At 42.5% G+C, this 18,192-nt stretch carries 17 protein-coding genes; 13 read left to right on the forward strand and 4 right to left on the reverse strand.

Annotated features, from left to right (window positions below; genetic code table 11):
- Positions 1 to 30: 30 nt before the first annotated feature.
- Both rnjA and A5886_RS03165 read right to left on the reverse strand, forming a co-directional pair.
- The gene (gene rnjA / locus A5886_RS03160) at positions 31 to 1,716 is read right to left on the reverse strand and encodes a ribonuclease J1 (RefSeq protein WP_086273599.1); all 1,686 of its coding nucleotides are present in this window, start codon (positions 1,714 to 1,716) and stop codon (positions 31 to 33) included.
- 1 nt (position 1,717) lies between these two features.
- Positions 1,718 to 1,930: a DNA-directed RNA polymerase subunit epsilon gene (locus A5886_RS03165; RefSeq protein WP_086273600.1), complete on the reverse strand. Its 213-nt coding sequence runs from the start codon at positions 1,928 to 1,930 to the stop codon at positions 1,718 to 1,720.
- A gap of 399 nt (positions 1,931 to 2,329) precedes the next feature.
- Here A5886_RS03165 and A5886_RS03170 point away from each other — a divergent pair, with 399 nt between their 5' ends.
- The 3 genes from A5886_RS03170 (at position 2,330) to A5886_RS03180 (ending at position 6,436) form a co-directional block, all read left to right on the forward strand.
- A complete protein-coding gene (locus A5886_RS03170) occupies positions 2,330 to 4,063 on the forward strand; it encodes an ABC transporter ATP-binding protein (RefSeq protein ID WP_086273601.1) in 1,734 nt (577 codons plus the stop codon).
- Positions 4,060 to 5,817 (forward strand): ABC transporter ATP-binding protein, encoded by a 1,758-nt coding sequence (locus A5886_RS03175; protein WP_086273602.1) that lies wholly within the window; start codon positions 4,060 to 4,062, stop codon positions 5,815 to 5,817. Before A5886_RS03170 ends, A5886_RS03175 begins: the two co-directional genes overlap by 4 nt.
- 88 nt (positions 5,818 to 5,905) lie before the next feature.
- Entirely contained in the window at positions 5,906 to 6,436 is a 531-nt protein-coding gene (locus A5886_RS03180; protein WP_086273603.1) for a gamma carbonic anhydrase family protein, read from the forward strand.
- 126 nt (positions 6,437 to 6,562) lie between these two features.
- Here the strand turns inward: A5886_RS03180 and clpP are convergent, their stop codons facing one another.
- Positions 6,563 to 7,153 (reverse strand): ATP-dependent Clp endopeptidase proteolytic subunit ClpP, encoded by a 591-nt coding sequence (gene clpP, locus A5886_RS03185; protein WP_054117159.1) that lies wholly within the window; start codon positions 7,151 to 7,153, stop codon positions 6,563 to 6,565.
- 174 nt (positions 7,154 to 7,327) lie between these two features.
- Between clpP and A5886_RS03190 the strand changes: the two genes are divergently transcribed.
- The 10 genes from A5886_RS03190 (at position 7,328) to A5886_RS03235 (ending at position 17,444) form a co-directional block, all read left to right on the forward strand.
- Entirely contained in the window at positions 7,328 to 7,846 is a 519-nt protein-coding gene (locus A5886_RS03190; RefSeq protein WP_086273604.1) for a hypothetical protein, read from the forward strand.
- A gap of 143 nt (positions 7,847 to 7,989) precedes the next feature.
- The gene (locus A5886_RS03195) at positions 7,990 to 8,736 is read left to right on the forward strand and encodes a glycerophosphodiester phosphodiesterase (protein WP_086273605.1); all 747 of its coding nucleotides are present in this window, start codon (positions 7,990 to 7,992) and stop codon (positions 8,734 to 8,736) included.
- A complete protein-coding gene (gene miaA / locus A5886_RS03200) occupies positions 8,733 to 9,653 on the forward strand; it encodes a tRNA (adenosine(37)-N6)-dimethylallyltransferase MiaA (RefSeq protein ID WP_086273606.1) in 921 nt (306 codons plus the stop codon). The genes A5886_RS03195 and miaA overlap by 4 nt, the downstream gene beginning before the upstream one ends.
- Positions 9,650 to 10,891, forward strand: a complete 1,242-nt coding sequence (gene hflX / locus A5886_RS03205; protein WP_306297891.1) for a GTPase HflX — start codon at positions 9,650 to 9,652, stop codon at positions 10,889 to 10,891. The genes miaA and hflX overlap by 4 nt, the downstream gene beginning before the upstream one ends.
- Before the next feature lie 204 nt (positions 10,892 to 11,095).
- A complete protein-coding gene (locus A5886_RS03210) occupies positions 11,096 to 11,476 on the forward strand; it encodes a MerR family transcriptional regulator (RefSeq protein WP_054117154.1) in 381 nt (126 codons plus the stop codon).
- A gap of 50 nt (positions 11,477 to 11,526) precedes the next feature.
- The gene (glnA, locus tag A5886_RS03215; protein ID WP_086273608.1) at positions 11,527 to 12,867 is read left to right on the forward strand and encodes a type I glutamate--ammonia ligase; all 1,341 of its coding nucleotides are present in this window, start codon (positions 11,527 to 11,529) and stop codon (positions 12,865 to 12,867) included.
- Between the two features lie 198 nt (positions 12,868 to 13,065).
- Complete coding sequence (locus tag A5886_RS03220; protein ID WP_086273609.1) at positions 13,066 to 14,040, forward strand: ABC transporter ATP-binding protein; 975 nt, start codon at positions 13,066 to 13,068, stop codon at positions 14,038 to 14,040.
- Positions 14,037 to 14,903, forward strand: a complete 867-nt coding sequence (locus A5886_RS03225; RefSeq protein ID WP_086273610.1) for an ABC transporter permease — start codon at positions 14,037 to 14,039, stop codon at positions 14,901 to 14,903. The genes A5886_RS03220 and A5886_RS03225 overlap by 4 nt, the downstream gene beginning before the upstream one ends.
- Before the next feature lie 12 nt (positions 14,904 to 14,915).
- Positions 14,916 to 16,436, forward strand: coding sequence for a GldG family protein (locus A5886_RS03230; RefSeq protein ID WP_086273611.1), 1,521 nt, complete (start codon positions 14,916 to 14,918; stop codon positions 16,434 to 16,436).
- A gap of 12 nt (positions 16,437 to 16,448) precedes the next feature.
- Positions 16,449 to 17,444 carry a DUF4340 domain-containing protein gene (locus A5886_RS03235; RefSeq protein ID WP_086273612.1) on the forward strand — a complete coding sequence of 332 codons (996 nt, stop codon included), beginning with the start codon at positions 16,449 to 16,451 and terminating at the stop codon, positions 17,442 to 17,444.
- 214 nt (positions 17,445 to 17,658) lie between these two features.
- Here A5886_RS03235 and A5886_RS03240 read toward each other — a convergent pair whose 3' ends face one another.
- The gene (locus A5886_RS03240) at positions 17,659 to 18,036 is read right to left on the reverse strand and encodes a DUF1093 domain-containing protein (RefSeq protein WP_086273613.1); all 378 of its coding nucleotides are present in this window, start codon (positions 18,034 to 18,036) and stop codon (positions 17,659 to 17,661) included.
- Positions 18,037 to 18,192 lie beyond the last annotated feature (156 nt).

Raw genomic sequence — 18,192 nt, forward strand, 5'->3', positions numbered from 1 at the left:
CACTTGCTGCTTATGGCAAGTGGGTTTTTGTTAAGCTTTCAAATCATCCGGTGACATGATCATCGATAAGATCATTGGATGACGTTCCGTTTTCTCAAACAAGAAGGGTTGCAGTGCAGCCGACATGGCTTCACGCAATTTGTGTTCGGTTGGATCTGGTTGATTCAAGACTTCTCTTAAAGCGCGGAACAGGATTTGTTGGGCTTCATTGATCATTTCACCCGATTCCCGCATATAAACGAATCCGCGAGAGAGGATATCTGGGCCAGCCATGACATCTTTTTTGGCGATATCGACTGTGGCAACCGCTAAGACCAATCCTTCTTCAGACAAAATACGACGGTCCCGTAACACGACATTGCCAATATCTCCGATACCGCTGCCGTCTACATAGACGTCGCTGGCATTGAAATGACCGGCTGGTCGAGCGCTGTCGGCAGTTAATGCCAGCATATCGCCGTTTTCCATAATGAAGCAATTTTCTTTTGGTACACCGACGTCTTGAGCAAGTTGGGTATGGATGTTCAGCATCCGGAATTCACCGTGGACTGGCATAAAGAATTTAGGTTTCATTAAACGCAGCATCAATTTTTGTTCTTCTTGGCCACCGTGACCAGAGGTATGGATATTGTTCAGTTTGCCGTGGATCACATTGGCACCAGCTTCAAGCAATAAGTTGATCAATTGATTGACGCTCGTGGTGTTTCCTGGAATCGGCGAACTAGAAAAAATCACTGTATCATCAGGATGGACCTGAATCTGACGGTGAGTCCCGTTGGCGATACGACTCAATGCAGCCATTGGTTCGCCTTGTGATCCGGTACATAAAATCATGGTTTCATTCGCAGGTAACCGATTGATCTCATGGGATTCAACAAATGTGCCATCCGGTACTTTGATATAACCCAATCGTTGACCATTAACGATCGCATTTTCCATACTGCGGCCAAAAACAGCTATTTTGCGCCCCGTTGCAACGGCGGCATCCGCAGCTTGTTGCAGACGGAAAATGTTTGACGCAAAGCTGGCAAAAATGATTCGACCGTCGATTTTTTCGAAAATCTTCAATATCGAACTACCAATCGTTTTCTCTGATTTGGTAAAAGTTGGGATTTCTGCATTGGTACTATCTGAAAGCAAGCAGAGAACGCCTTCTTCGCCGATTTTTGCCATTTTATGCAGATTTGCTGGTTCGCCAACTGGTGTAAAATCAAACTTGAAGTCACCAGTTGCAACGATGTTCCCAGAAGGTGTTTTCACGACAACGCCTAACGCATCAGGGATGCTGTGGGTCGTACGGAAAAAACTAATCGATGTTTTGCGGAAACGAATAATCGTATCTTCGTTGATTTCGTGCAATTCAGCATCCCGCAACAGGCCGTGTTCATCCAGCTTATTGGTGATCAAGGCCAAGGCCAATGGTCCAGCATAGATGGGAATATTGGCTTCTCGCAGTAAATAAGGGATCCCGCCGATATGGTCTTCATGACCATGGGTAACGATCAAGCCTTTGACTTTCGGCAAGTTTTGGACAATATAGCTATAATCAGAAATAACATAGTCGATTCCAAGCAATTCATCTTCGGGGAACTTGATTCCCGCATCAATTAAAATGATTTCGTCTTGAAATTGAACCCCATAACAGTTTTTCCCGATTTCACCTAGTCCACCGACACCAAATACGCCGGTTTCGTTGTTTTTAAGAGAGACTTTCATCTTAAAACTCCGCTAATGTAAAATCAGCGTTTTCTTTTTCGTAAGCCAAATGTTTTTCATCCAATTCTTGAACGAATTCGATGTTGTATGGGGTATTTTGTTCAACTTGGCGACGTGCAATCACTGCATCATCGGCTTCGATGTATAAAGATTGTGTTTGTTCTCTCTTGGGGTTGCGGTCTTTTGTTTCTTGGTAATAAATTTTGTAAATCATAGTTTTTCTCCTTTATCTGCGTCTAGGCAGTAGTTTATTTGCTTGATGTATTCGCGGCATCACAAAATCGAGGTCCAAAGAAAGTGACCTAATGAAAGCTCATAGAGCTGCTGCATGCTTTTTTCAGACATTGACTGTGAGAAAAAAGAGAAAGCCTCGTCTTTGCTTTCCGAATGTTGTCGCATAAATTCACCGGGTTTGTAATCGTTCCACTACAAGTATCCCTAGTGTAGCATAGAAAAAGGAATAAGTATAGAATCAGCTCACCATGAAAAGGCTTACTGAAACAAAATGAAAGACCTTTAATGAGAAGTTGCTCCTTTTTGCAACAAATCCCGTTACATTCGAAATATTCCTATGCTATAGTAAAATCAATGGATAAAAAAAGGAGGGAATTATTTGAAATTAATGTGGCATTACACGATGAGAAATAAGAAACTTTTGGTTCTAAATTTCATCTGTGTGTTCGGATTTATTTTGATTGAGTTGGGTTTGCCCACATTGTTGGCGCGGATGATCGATGTCGGGATGGCGAATGGTGATCGCGACTACATTTGGAAGATGGGGGCAGCGATGGTGGTGATCACTTTGATTGGGATTGCCATGAATATCATGCTTGGCTACTTTACTTCAAGAATTACGACAAATATCGTCGCAGACATTCGGGATGATCTTTTTGAGAAAGTTCAAGGTTATTCCCATACAGAGTATGAAAAAATCGGTGTTTCATCATTGATCACCCGTGTGACCAATGATGCCTATCAAATCATGTTGTTTATGCAAAGTATTTTGCGTACGGGTCTGATGACCCCGATGATGTTTGTGGTCAGTTTGTATATGGTGATGCGGACAAGTACCCAGTTGGGTCTTTATGTATTAGGGGCGTTGCCGATCCTATTGATTGCTGTGGTGGCGATTGCGAAACTGTCAGAACCTTTATCAACAAAACAACAAGCCAATTTAGACAAAATCAACGGTATTTTACGGGAAAATCTTTCGGGGTTACGCGTGATTCGGGCATTCGTCAATGAGAAATTTGAGGAATCTCGTTTCAGCAAAGTCAATCAAGCCTATGCATCAAGCTCTCGCAGTTTATTTCGCTTGATGGCAACTGCACAACCGGGCTTTTTCTTCTTATTCAATATCGTGATGATCTTGATTATTTGGACCGGAAGTATTCAAATCGATCAAGGACAATTGCAAGTCGGTGATTTGATTGCCTTTATCGAATATATATTCCATGCGTTGTTCTCATTTATGTTGTTCGCGACGGTCTTTACGATGTATCCGCGGGCAGCTGTTTCTGCACGACGGATCCAAGAAGCGCTAGATGCGACTTCTGAAATCAAAGAACCGGCACAACCGGTAACGGAAACGAAAACAAAAGGTTTTCTTGAGTTTAAAAACGTGACCTTTGCTTATCCTGGTCACGCGCAAAGCCCAGTGATCCGTGATGTCAGTTTTACAGCATCGCCGGGGGAAACGGTGGCTTTCATCGGCAGTACTGGGTCCGGAAAGTCAACATTGATCCAATTGATTCCACGTTTTTATGATGTCAGTCAAGGACAAGTCCTCGTAGATGGTGTCGATGTTCGGGACTATTCATTGTCTGCGTTAAGAGACAAAATCGGCTTTATCCCGCAAAAAGCACTGCTCTTTACCGGCACGATTGCAGATAACCTGCGGTACGGCAAAGAAGATGCGACACAAGCTGATTTGGAACGGGCAGCTGACATTGCCCAAGCGACTGATTTCATTGCCAAAACCCCTGATGGTTTCAATGCTGCGCTTGCAGAAGGGGGATCGAATTTCTCTGGCGGACAAAAACAACGTTTAGCGATTGCCCGTGCGGTGATCCGCCGACCAGATGTCTATATTTTTGATGACAGCTTTTCGGCATTGGATTATCAAACCGATGCCAAATTACGGGCACGATTGAAGAAAGAAACCACGGAGTCAACGGTCTTGATCGTTGCACAACGGGTGGGTACGATCATGCATGCGGACAAAATCATTGTTTTGAATGAAGGCGATGTAGTTGGAATGGGTACCCATAAAGAATTACTGCAAAATTGTTCCGTGTATTACGATATTGCGGCATCACAGTTATCAGAGGAGGAGTTGGCGATATGAAAGCATTCTCTTCACTAAAACGTTTGTGGCACTATTTAAAGCCCTATAAAGCGACCTTTGCGCTTGTACTGATTTTTACAGTGGCGACAGTTGGCTTTAATGCGGCGATGCCGTATGTCTCTGGTTTGCCAACCACGGAAATCAGCCGCAACATTACGGCAGGACAAGGGGTCAATTTTGACTACATTATTGTCTGTCTGATATGGATCGGGGTTGTGGGTTTAGGGTATTGTGTGTCGCAGCTAATGTCTGGCTTGTTGATCACCAATGTGGTGCAATCTGCCATGAAAGATCTGCGCCAAGACATTGATGAAAAAATCAATCGCTTGCCTGTTTCTTATTTTGACAAAAATCAACAAGGAAATATTCTTTCTCGTGTCACCAATGATGTGGATGCAGTCAGTGGCGCGATGCAACAAGCGATGATCGGGATCGTCAATGCTTTTTTAAGTATCATTATGGCGGTATCAATGATGTTTTATATCAATTCAATGATGGCATTGATCTCATTGATCATGATTCCTTTGGCGCTGATTATATCCAGAACGATCGTCAAAACATCACAAAAAGATTTTCAAGGCATGCAGAATGCTTTGGGGGATATGAACGGCTATGTCCAAGAAAACATGACTGGCTTCAGTGTGTTGAAAGTATATGGTCGGGAAAAACAAACCTTGGAAGGTTTCAAAAATGTCAATCATCAGTTACGTTACTACGGTTTTCGTTCAGCCTTTGTTTCCGGATTGATGATGCCACTTGTGCAAATGACGGCTTACTTTACTTATATTGCGATGGCAGTCATGGGGAGTTTCTATGTCATCAGCGGCGTCATTGTGGTGGGGCAATTGCAAGCCTTCATTCAATACATTTGGCAAGTCAGTCAGCCTATGGGAAATATCACCCAATTGTCCTCTGTCTTGCAGAGTGCTTCTGCTGCGGCAACCCGTGTGTTTGAGATTTTGGATGAAGCAGAAGAACCAGTCAATGAGACGGATATACCTTTACCTGCGACCGTCAATGGCAATGTAACCTTTGAGCATGTTGGATTTGCGTATGATCCGAAGAAACCATTGATCAAAGACTTAAATTTTGAAGTCAAAGCCGGTCAAACTGTCGCAATTGTCGGACCAACTGGGGCTGGGAAAACAACCTTGATCAATTTGCTGATGCGCTTTTATGATGTCAATGAAGGAGCAATCAAAATCGATGGGATCGATACAAAGCAGATGGCACGCCATGATGTCCGCTCACTCTTCGGGATGGTCTTGCAGGATGCGTGGTTGTATGAAGGCACGATTGGCGACAATATCCGCTTTGGTAAATTGGATGCAACCGATTATGAGGTTGTAGATGCTGCCAAAACAGCCAATGTGGATCACTTTATTCGTACGATGCCTGATGGATATGAGATGTTCATCAATTCAGAAGGGGACAATGTTTCCTTGGGACAAAAGCAATTGCTTACGATTGCGCGGGCAGTGATTTCAGATCCGAAAATCTTGATTCTTGATGAAGCCACTAGTTCTGTGGATACTCGTCTGGAAGCGTTGATTCAAAAGGCAATGGATAAAGTGATGGAAGGGCGTACCAGCTTTGTGATTGCCCACCGTCTATCGACCATCCGGGAAGCCGATTTGATATTGGTGATGGACCAAGGGTCAATCATTGAAAAAGGCAACCACGAGACGCTCTTGGCAGCCGGCGGTTTTTATAGCCAACTTTATCAGAGTCAATTTTCAGAAGAAGCAGAATAGAAGAGTGCCGAGAGGCGCTCTTTTTTATTCTCATCATGTTATAGTATAAGAAATCGCATGTTCGATTCATTTAGAAGAGGTGTTATGAATGGAGAAAGAGACAAAGCGTCAAACCGTTAAACAAACGAATAGTAAACCAAATTTTATCGCCAATAATGCCACGATCGTTGGAGATGTCACTTTAGGTGCAGAAAGTACAGTCTGGTTTCAAGCTGTGATTCGAGCCGATGCCAATTGGATCACCATTGGCGATCGCAGCAATGTTCAAGATGGAACGATCATCCATGTGGATCATGATGCACCAACGATCATTGGCGATGATGTGACGGTGGGACATCAATGCATGCTCCATGGCTGCACGATCGAAAGAGGGGCATTGATCGGCATGAGTTCAATCATCTTGAATCATGCTGTTATTGGTGAAAATAGTTTGATTGGAGCGGGCTCTTTGGTCACGCAAGGAACGATCATCCCACCCAATGTGCTGGCATTTGGCCGACCGGCAAAAGTTATCAGACCGCTGACTGAAGCTGAGATTGCCAAGAATAAAGCCAATATTGCGCATTACGTGGACTTAGGCGTTCAATATCAAACAGGTCTTTATGGCGAGGGAGTGTAATTGGAAAATCCTCTTCGTGGGCAGCGTTGGGAGATAGATAGTAAATGACAAAAGACCGTTGCCCCAAATATGGACAACGGTCTCTTGCAGCTGATGACTCTTCAAATAACTGGACAGGACATCAGTTTATTTTAATTTATTTGATTCCATGATTTCATCAATCAAACCATAATCTTTGGCTTCTTGTGCGGTCATGAAATTATCACGGTCAGTGTCTTTTTCAATGACTTCGATTGGTTGACCAGTACGCTCAGATAAGATTTTGTTTAACCGTTCGCGGGTCAATAGGATATGTTTCGCAGCAATTTCAATTTCAGTTGCTTGTCCTTGTGCGCCCCCTAAAGGTTGATGGATCATGATTTCTGCGTTTGGCAAGGCAAAACGTTTGCCTTTTTCACCGGCAGTCAATAAGAATGAACCCATAGAAGCGGCCATCCCCATTACAATGGTTTGGACATCTGCTTTGATAAAGTTCATCGTATCAAAAATCGCCAATCCAGCTGTTACGCTCCCGCCAGGAGAATTGATGTACAAATAGATATCTTTCTCAGAATCTTGGGCATCCAAGAAGAGTAGTTGGGCAATGATCGAGTTTGCTAAATCGTCAGTGACTTGGCCGCTCAACATAATGATACGGTCTTTCAATAGACGAGAATAGATATCGTACGCTCTTTCACCACGAGATGATTGTTCAATGACTGTAGGAATTAAATTCATTTTCGTCGTCCTCCTAAAAATCGATATAGATATAGTTTAGCATAAAGTTTTCGCAATATCTAAGAGATAGTATACCTATTAGGTCAAGAAAGGTCAAATAAAAAGTTCGTTATCTTTTTAGTGCTTCTTTTAACTATGGTACAATAAACAAAAGCAGAGGAAGGGTCGAATAGAATGGCAGTAGCAATTTCAGGATTTATCGGCGTCTTAGTAGGCGCTCTCTTAGTAATCATCAGTTTTAACTTACGGATAAGGTATGAAGAACGCAAAGAAAAAAAACGGCGTTTATTAGAACATAAGGTCAAAGAGATCGAAACACTTGTTTTATTGAATCAAAAAATCAGTGAGATTTTGCAAAAACGGGTGATATTGATGGATGCATATGTCAGTTTTGATGCATTCGATGATTGTTATATCACCATTGATGATTTTGCTTATCTACAATCGTTTGCAGCGCAAAACAGCTTTTATTTACCCAATTATTTTCTGGAAGAATTTTTCAAAAAAATTGGCACACGCCGTGTGATTTTGTCGCCAGATGAAACCGTGAAAATCGGTGGCTATACGTACAAAGGTGGTCGTGTGATCATGGAGAATTTCTTGGATACGTTAGTGGAAATGGTCAATGAGCGCAAAAGCCAAATCAAAAATATGACAAGCGAACCATTGACTTATTTTTCCAAAAGCCTTTGAGCATACAAACAGTTCGTGAAGACCCTAATGTCGATCAGTGTGGCATTAGGGTTCTTTGCTTGTACAGGCGCAAAAGCAATAGAGATATTTGGTTCTGAGACGTTCCGTGTTAGAATAAGAACAAAGAATGGAGTGAAACGTGTATGGTACAAATCGTGGCACATCGTGGGAGCAGCGGCAATCGACCGGAAAATACATTGCCTGCTTTTGCCGAAGCTGTCCGTGTCAAAGCAGATATTATTGAATTGGATGTCCATCTTTCAAAAGATGAACAACTGATCGTGATGCATGACGAAACCGTGGATCGCACAACAAATGGCAAAGGCCGTATTTGTGATTTGACAGTTCCGCAACTAAAGGAATTGAATGCCGGCAGCTGGTTTTCTGACGAATACAAAGCGGCAAAGGTACCCACACTAAAAGAGGTACTCGCTCTTTTAGCCGCAAGAAACTATCGAGGGATCTTGACTATTGAGCTGAAAACCGATCATTATGATTACCCAGGGATCGAGGAGAAGACGGCAGCGTTACTGCACAGTCAAGCATGGCCCTTTGTTCATTGGTATTGTTCCTTCAATATTGATTCATTGGACCGAATCCATACGATTGATCCTGAGGCAAAACTGAATTTTATTATGGGCAAAGCCGCAGATAAGCCTGCCTTGGCACTAAGCAGACCTTATATTGAAGGATTGCACCCAGCGTATGGCTGGATTGAAGCCAATACCGAGACAGCGGCAGCATTTCCAATCTCCCTACGCCCTTGGACTATTAATGAAGAGGCGATCATGCTGGATTGTTTGCAATTGGGTGTGACCGGCATCATTACTGACTTTCCAGAGAAAGCCGGAAGCGTACTGCAAGCCTTTCGCGAGGAGCAAAACCAATGAAGAAAGTACTCGTGATCGTCGGCCCAACTGCTGTCGGCAAGACAGCCCTCAGTCTTGAACTAGCCAAACACTATCATGGTGAAATCATCAGTGGTGATTCCATGCAAATTTATCGCCAGTTAGATATCGGCACCGCCAAAGCCACAAAGGAAGAGCTGGCTGCAGCACCGCATCATTTGATCGATATTCGTGAAATGACGGAACAATACTCAGTGGCCATGTTCCAAGAAATGGCTCGGGAAAAAATCGCTGAAATCACAGGTAGGGGGCATTTGCCGATCATTGTAGGTGGTACAGGATTATACATCCAAGCCTTGCTGTACGACTATCGATTGGGGGCTGCGGAAGAAGTTGACGACACCCTGCGTAATGATTATCAAGCACAAGCTGAGGAACTAGGAAAAGAAGCATTGTGGCAAAAACTGCAGCAAATCGATCCAGCTGCAGCAGCAAAAATCCATTATAATAATGTGCGAAAAGTGATTCGGGCATTGGAAGTCTTTGAAACTACTGGACAGAGTATCATAACCCCAAAAGAGGTGCCAGCGGCCTTGTATGATTATTTTATGATTGGCTTAACCACTGATCGCGGTCTGCTGTATCAACGCATCAATCAACGGGTCGATCAAATGATGGATATGGGTTTGCTTGAGGAAGCAAAAAACGTGCTGCGTGATCCTGATACACAAGCTGCCAAGGGGATCGGTTATAAAGAATTTCTGCCATATATCGAAGGGCGCCAGTCTTTAGAAGAAACGATCGAACAAATCAAGCAAAATTCGCGACGCTATGCAAAGCGTCAATTGACTTGGTTTTCCAATCGTCTGACCCCGCGTTGGGTAGATTTAGTACAAGAACCTAATCCGCAGAAACAAATCATGGTAGAAATCGATCAATGGTTGGAGGAGAAGCAATGAGTGAACGTGTGATTTTAGTTGGTGTAGAAACCGAAAAAAACTATCAGCAGTTTGAATCCTCAATGAAAGAGTTGAAGAATCTGACCAAGACAGCCAATGGGGAAGTTGTTTTCTCCATGGTCCAAAAACGGCCGCAACCGGATCGCCAAACGGTTATCGGCAAAGGAAAAGTAACTGAATTACAACAATTGGCAGAAGCTCATGAAGCGGAGTTGGTGATCTTCAATCATGAACTGACACCACGTCAGAGCCAAATTTTAGGAGATGCCTTAGCTGTCCCGGTCATTGATCGTGTACAGTTGATTTTAGATATTTTTGCGATGCGTGCACGCTCCAGCGAAGGGAAAATGCAAGTCGAGTTGGCGCAACTGAACTACCTGCTGCCACGATTGATCGGACAAGGGAAAAATATGTCTCGGCTAGGTGGTGGGATTGGGACCCGAGGACCTGGGGAAACCAAGTTAGAAACTGATCGTCGACACATACGCAATCGAATCACCAATATTAAACGAGACTTGAAAGAAGTCGCAGCCCATCGCGACCGTACAAGACAAAAGCGCAAGGATAGTCAGATCTTTCAAATTGGATTGATTGGTTACACAAATGCTGGCAAGTCAACGATTTTAAACATGTTGACCAGTGCAGATACGTATGAACAAGATCAGTTGTTTGCCACATTGGACCCTTTGACCAAACGCTGGCGCTTGCCAGAAGGCTTGGAAGTGACCATGACCGATACCGTTGGGTTTATACAAGATTTACCGACACAATTGATTGATGCCTTTCATTCCACATTGGAAGAAAGCCGTAATATGGATTTCTTGCTGCATGTCGTGGATGCGAGTTCACCAGAACGGATCCAGCAAGAACAAACGGTGCTGCGTTTGATGGAGGAACTGGCACTTACGAATATGCCGGTTTTGACTGTCTACAATAAAGCCGATCAAATCGATGAAGATCAATTCGTCCCAACGCTGTTCCCACATGTGTTGATTTCTGCAAAAAGTACCAAAGGCAAAGAACGCTTGAGTCAGGCCATAAAGATGGAGTTGATGCAGTTGTTGCAACCCTATCATTTGGTCTTGCAGGCAAATGAGGGCAAAGCGTTGAATCGACTCAAAAGAGAATCATTGGTATTGACGAATACGTTTGATGAAGAAAGTCGAACATACCACATCAAAGGGTTTGCTTTGGCAGATTCTTCTCCGATTCGTCGGATGGAAAAAGACGAACAGTGACAGACACGCTTAAGAGCTATGCATCAAATGCATGGCTTTTTTTGTACCCAAATTGACAATGAAAAGGCTTTTATTGAATATTCTGAAAAAATAATTTATTTCTATGTCACTTTTCCTCACATGAGGGGTTGACAGACGTTTTGAGAATTGGTATAGTTTCCATGAAGTCAAGCAACACCATTTGTACCTGAAAGGAGCCAAGCTATGCGGGAAAAAGAATTGCGGCGGTCGATGTCTGTCTTTCCAATCGGAACTGTCATGAAGTTGACTGATTTAACCGCGCGACAAATTCGCTATTATGAAGAACAAGAATTGATTCATCCAGAACGAAGCGATGGCAATCGCCGTATGTATTCATTGAATGATATTGATACCTTATTGGAAATCAAAGACTATCTTTCTGATGGATTGAACATGGCTGGTATCAAGCGTGTGTATGAAATGAAAGTTGCCAAAGAAAAAGAAGCAAAGAACAAACCGCCACTAACTGATGAAGATGTTCGCCGCATTTTCTATGACGAATTGCTGGCACAAGGTGGTTTGCATCAACAACAGCCCTACCAACAAAAAGGTCCGCGTATGTAGATCGATGTTGAAAAAAATAAAATCAAGAATGGGAAAAAGGAAGGGATACTATGCCAAAAATTGAAAGAACTGCCGAAGATATCAAACAAATCGTGAAAGATGAAAACGTGCGTTTCTTACGTTTGATGTTTACCGATATTTTAGGAAGCAACAAAAACGTAGAAGTACCAGTAAGCCAATTAGATAAAGTGCTTGAAAACAAAATGATGTTTGATGGTTCGTCAATCGAAGGGTTTGTACGGATCGAAGAAAGTGATATGTACTTGTATCCAGATCTATCTACTTGGATGGTTTTCCCATGGGAAAGTGAGCACGGAAAAGTAGCGCGTTTGATTTGTGATATCTATAATCCAGATGGTACACCGTTTGCCGGAGATCCTCGCGGCAACTTGAAACGTGCGTTATCAGATATGGAATCTTTGGGATTCACTTCTTTCAACCTTGGACCAGAACCTGAATTCTTCTTGTTTAAATTAGATGAAAAAGGTGAAATCACAACTGAGCTGAATGATAAAGGTGGCTATTTCGATTTTGCCCCTACTGACTTAGGTGAAAACTGCCGTCGTGATATTGTTCTAGAATTAGAAAGTCTGGGCTTTGAAGTAGAAGCGTCTCACCATGAAGTAGCCCCAGGACAACATGAAATCGACTTTAAATATGCCGATGCAGTGGAAGCTTGCGACAATATCCAAACATTTAAATTAGTAGTAAAAACGATTGCCCGCAAACATGGTCTACATGCGACATTTATGCCAAAACCATTATTTGGTATCAATGGATCAGGTATGCACTGCAACATGTCTTTATTCAAAGGCAATGAAAATGTCTTCTTTGATGAGGAAGGTCCAATGCAATTAAGCGAAACAGCGTATCATTTCTTGGCAGGTTTGATTGAACATGCCCGCGCATACACAGCTGTCTGCAACCCAACCGTCAACTCTTACAAACGTCTGGTTCCTGGATATGAAGCACCGGTCTATGTGGCTTGGTCAGGACGCAACCGTTCACCATTGATTCGGGTACCTGAATCTCGTGGCTTATCAACACGGTTAGAATTACGGTCAGTTGATCCATCAGCAAACCCATACTTGGCAATGGCCGTATTGCTGCAAGCAGGCCTTGATGGGATCAAACGTGAATTGACGCCACCACCAGCTGTTGACCGCAATATCTATATTATGAACGAAGAAGAACGTGCGGAAGCGCAAATTGATGATTTGCCATCAACGATCCACAATGCTATCAAAGAATTACGCAAAGATCCAGTGATGATCGATGCGTTAGGCAAACATATTTATGCCAACTTCGTTGAAGCAAAACGTTTAGAGTGGGCATCATTCAGACAAACTGTATCTGAGTGGGAAAGAGAACAATATTTGGAACTTTACTAAGCGATAGCCAGAAGGAAAACACCGTTAGAGATAACCAATCTAACGGTGTTTTTTTGCTGTACTAAAACAGATCAATGTTACTTTAAACTTCATTTAAGCTTCGCTTGGTACCCTAAATCACAACGTTTATCTTCATATTTGCCATTATTATTGTAATGATAAACTGTGTATTTTTTCGATAGAAACGGAGTGAGCAAATTGATCGAAGTCAAAGATCTGGTCAAACAGTATGGCAATCATGTCGCCTTGGATCACCTGAACTTTACCATAGAAAAGGGAAAAGTGTATGGGTTATTGGGGGCGAATGGTGCTGGGAAAAGTACAACGATGAACATTATTACCGGTTATATCGGGGCAACATCGGGCACTGTGCTAGTGGAAGGAAAAGATGTGTTGCTAGAACCAGAGGAAACCAAAAAACGGATTGGGTATTTACCAGAAATTCCGCCACTCTACACGGAAATGACTGTGGAAGAATACCTTTCTTTTGTGATGCAAATCAAACAAATTGCAAAAGAACGCCAAAAAAAACATATGGAAGAGCTATTAGATCGTGTCAAATTGCAAGAGGTACGTCACCGTTTGATTCGAAATCTTTCAAAAGGCTATCGGCAACGGGTTGGCTTAGCGCAAGCATTGGTTGGTTGGCCAGCAATCATCATTTTAGATGAACCAACTGTAGGGTTAGATCCGCAACAAATCATTGAGATCCGCCAATTGATTCGCGATCTGGCTAAAGAGCATACCGTTATTTTGAGCTCCCATATTTTAGCAGAAGTGCAAGAGGTCTGTGATCATATTTTGATTATCCAAAAAGGCAAATTGATTGCCAGTGAATCAACGATGCAAATGATGGCCCGTGTGGCATCTTCTCAAACAGTAGAATTGATCATTGAGGGCACAGAAGCGCAAACAGCAGCTGTTTTGGCGGAAATGCCTGCAATTGATACCTATCAATTGGCACTTCAAGAAGATGGATTCTGTCGGGTCATGATTGAAAGCGAATATACTGCCGACTTTCGTCGTGCGCTGTTCAAAGCTTTTGCCCAAGCAGATTTGGCGATCTTGCAAATGAATGCCGTCAGCAGCAGTCTTGAATCCGTCTTTTTAGATTTGATGAATCAACCGCAGCTAGATGAGGAAACGCCGCAAGAGAAGGAGGAACTACAATGATTGCAGTATATAAACGTGAATACCGTGCCTACTTTCAAAATATGGTCGGCAGTTTTTTTCTTGCATTTTTGATTGGCTTTGTGGGTGTTTATTTTGTCACGTATAACTTAAACTACGGCTATAATTTCTTTGCTTATGCATTGAGTTCAGGTCTTTTGATGATGATTCTGGCTGTGCCGATTTTGACGATGCGGTCATTATCGGAAGAACGCAAAAGCAAAACCGACCAACTGCTTTTGACTTCGCCGTTGAAGCTGAGCGCAGTAGTGATTGGGAAATATTTGGCGATGATCAGCATCTTAGCAATGGCTTGTTTGGTCTTTTGTCTATGTCCCTTGATCATCAAGCTGCAAGGAGATGCGCATCTGAAAATCGACTATATCGCCATCTTCGTTTTTTTCTTGATTGGCTGTGTCTATATCGCCGTTGGGATGTTTATTTCAGCGTTGACAGAAAGCCAAATCATTGCAGCAATTGGCACGATGGCAGCCTTATTGCTGATTTATTTCTGGAGCCACTTGGTGTCATTGCTGCCTTCAGGGGCAGGAGCAAATGTCGTGATGTTACTGGTCATATTGGTGATCGTATGCTTGATTTTGCATGCCTATATGCAGACGATGGCGATAACTTTGACAGTCGGTCTTGTTGGTACGGTGGGATTACTCCTCTCTTATTGGTTGAAATCGACTTGGTTTGAACGTTTGTTGCCTACGAAACTTGCTGACTTTGATATTCCTTCGATACTCAGCAATATTTCTGACAGTTATGTACTCACATTATCTAGCTTGGTTCTTTTGCTCTCGCTGATCGTTGTGTTCAATTTTTTAACGTTGCAAGTGATGCAAAAAAGACGCTGGAGCTAGGAGGACTGACAAATGAAGGATACATTAAAAAAAATCAGCAACAGATTGAAGACACGGCCAACTTCATCTTGGTCAAGCATGCATCAATCTTTACAAACCACCAATGCACGTCAAGGCGCTTCTCGCAGTGGCGTCACACTATTGGTTTTGGCGATTGTGGTGGTGGTAAATTTGATCGTTGGACAATTGCCGCAGACAATCAATACCATTGATTTAAGTGAAGAACAAGTGACGGAAGTGTCGCAAACATCGAAAGATTTATTAGATGGGTTAGACGATACGATAGTATTGAAGGTATTTGCCGATCAAACCACTACCGATACTGCTATAAAATCATTTCTAGAAAAATATGCTGCTACTAGTAGTCATCTGTCGATTGAATGGATTGATCCAGTATTGCATCCTTCTGTTTTGACTGATTATAGTGCCGAAGAAAATAGTGTCGTTGTCGAAAATGAAAGCACAGAAGACTATGAGGTCATTTCTTTCAGCAGTATCGTGTCTACTGGCTATGATAGTTCTTATAACACGGTCACTACATTTGATGGCGATGGTCAATTGACAAGTGCGGTCAATCGATTGACCAAACAAAATGAGCATACAATTTATCTATCTGCCGGCCATGGAGAAGAAACCCTTGTCAGTAGTATCACTACCTTATTTGATAAGGCAAATTATACAACTGCTGAATTAAATACAGTAACAACGGCAGAAATGCCAAATGATATGGATTTGTTGTTGATCTACGGACCAACGACGGACTTTACAGAAGATGAAATCACCAATCTTGAAACATACATTGCCGCTGGTGGCAAAGTGATGGTAGTCTTGAGCGCTGAAGATGCGGATACACCGAATTTGTCCGCTTTTATGAAAGCTTATGGATTAGCAGAAACGTCTGGCTATATTGCAGATGCTGAACGCTCGTATCAAGGACAGAGCTACTACTTGATTCCAAACATGACAGGAACCGATGTTTATTTGGATAATCTTTCCAGTCAAACCGTTTTGCTGATCAATACCAAAGGCTTCACACAAGAGGATCCTACGATTGAGAATGCAACTGTCACACCACTATTACAAACGAGTGAAAATGGCTATAATGTGACGGATGATGAACAAACGCAAGGAACCTATACCTTAGGTGCGGTCGTGACGCAAACCATCAACACTGACGAGGATGACGAGAACACATCTGATAGTGAAACAACCAGCAGTGACACACAAGCATCTGATACAGATGAGGAATCCGCGGCTGTTGAAGGCAAATTGACTATTTTAAGCTCTACCAACTTAGTTGCAGAAGATGTGACCAGTGCGTTTTCAACATTGGAAAACAATACCGTCTTCATGAACATGATCACTGCTAACTTTGATGATGTTGAAAATATCTCGATCGAAGCCAAAACACTTTCTTCAAATATGAACACCGTGACCAATCCAGGCGGTTATAGTGTGCTGTTTATCCTGATCATTCCGCTAGCGGTATTGGTCACAGGGTTTGTGATTTGGTTCCGTCGCAGAAGAGCGTAGGAGGGACTTGCTATGAAGAAAACTTATGTACTGCTGGGCGGTGTTTTCCTGCTTTTGATTGCGGCTTATTGGGGCCTCAAAGCCTATAATACACAAACGACTGCTGCCGAAACTGCTGCTGAAGAAGCGGCAGTGATCTATGTGACAAATGAAGAGACGTTGTCCGCATTGAGCTACACGAATGGGACCGAGACACTTGCTTTTGACTTCGCGGATACGGTTTGGACGTATCATGAGGACGATGCGTTGCAAATCAACCAAACCACGTTGCAATCGGTAGCAGCGTCCTTTGCACAATTGGCGGCCTCCAGAGAATTAACGGGGGATACAGATGATTTGTCTGACTATGGTCTGGATGATCCAGCTTATACGTTATCGATCACATCTAGTGACGGCGAGACAACGGATATTCTGATAGGCGATTCTTTCTCGAGTGATGCCTATTACTATGGGAAAACAGACACTAGTGAGACTATCTATGTTCTTGATGCATCTGTCGTGACCAATTTGGTGTTTGATTTAAACGAGTTGGTCGAGATTCCTTCTCTCCCAGGTTTGACAACAGATAATACAGTGACGCTGACTCGCTCACTAGATGATGAAACAATCAGTTTGACACCTGACACGGCTGCTTCAGCTACAGAAGAATCTGAATCGACAGAGGAAAGTGATATCGAAGAAAGTACTGAATCCAGCACAGAAGAAACCACATCACCCTTTGAAGATGCAATGACAGCAATTGCCTCATCGATGATCTATAGTACACAAACCGCGCAACCCACTGAGGATGAATTAAAGACATATGGTTTAACGAAAGATTCACGTAAAACCTATACGTTGACTTACACAGACGATGACGATAAAGAAACAACCTTTGTCTTTTATGCGGGAAGTAACGATGAAGAAGATACAACCACCTATATCCAAGTAAAAGGCAACGAATCAGTTTACTTGGTTAGTTCGTCGATGATCGAAGATTTAGATACAGCCTTTGACGAAACAAATTAATCAAAAACGAAGTCGATCAACAAGTTTGATCAACTTCGTTTTTTGCTTACTGATATAAGGTAATTTTTGGCAAAAAAAAATACCAGTCGGGCGGAGACTGGTAAGAGGAAGAAAACTATCTTTGGTATGCAATAAATATAGCGTGAGGACGCTAAATAAACCTTAAAAAAAGTAAAGATTTATTTAAATGCCTGTAACAAATGTGTGGCATACATTATTCCAGTTCTGCCAAAATCGAGGCTGGTACTTCAGATTGTTTGATTTCATTGGGACCAGACACGATTCTTGTCTTGCTGATTTCTGCTTTGATCAATGTGTTTGGTGCATAAGGGGTGACGTGTTCACCTGAAAGTTCATAAGTCATCATTTCTTTTTCACCATTTTTTTTGACAAATTCAAACGTGTAATCATAAGAGGTATACCCTTCGATTTCCTTGCCTGATTGATCAACTGTTTGGTGTTCCACTGGTACTTTGGCTGGTGTTAAAGCATAGGCCGTGACGGTTTGATAGTTGTCTGCATAGTAGGTGTGACCAAAGTAGCCTCCCGCAGCAATAATCAAAATACCAAGTGCAATAAGTATCTTTTTCATGTCTATCGTTCCTTTCTTTTCTGGGATTAATATAGCATAAACTGTCTAAAAAAAAGCATCGAATCAGATAACAAAAATGTAAGTTCTACTTTTATGAACAAAATGGCTGTCATTTTCTGTCGAAGAATTGTGATATTCTTCAATCGAAATGAAATA

This window comes from Candidatus Enterococcus testudinis (genome assembly GCF_002140915.1).
Lineage (GTDB): Bacteria > Bacillota > Bacilli > Lactobacillales > Enterococcaceae > Enterococcus_D > Enterococcus_D testudinis.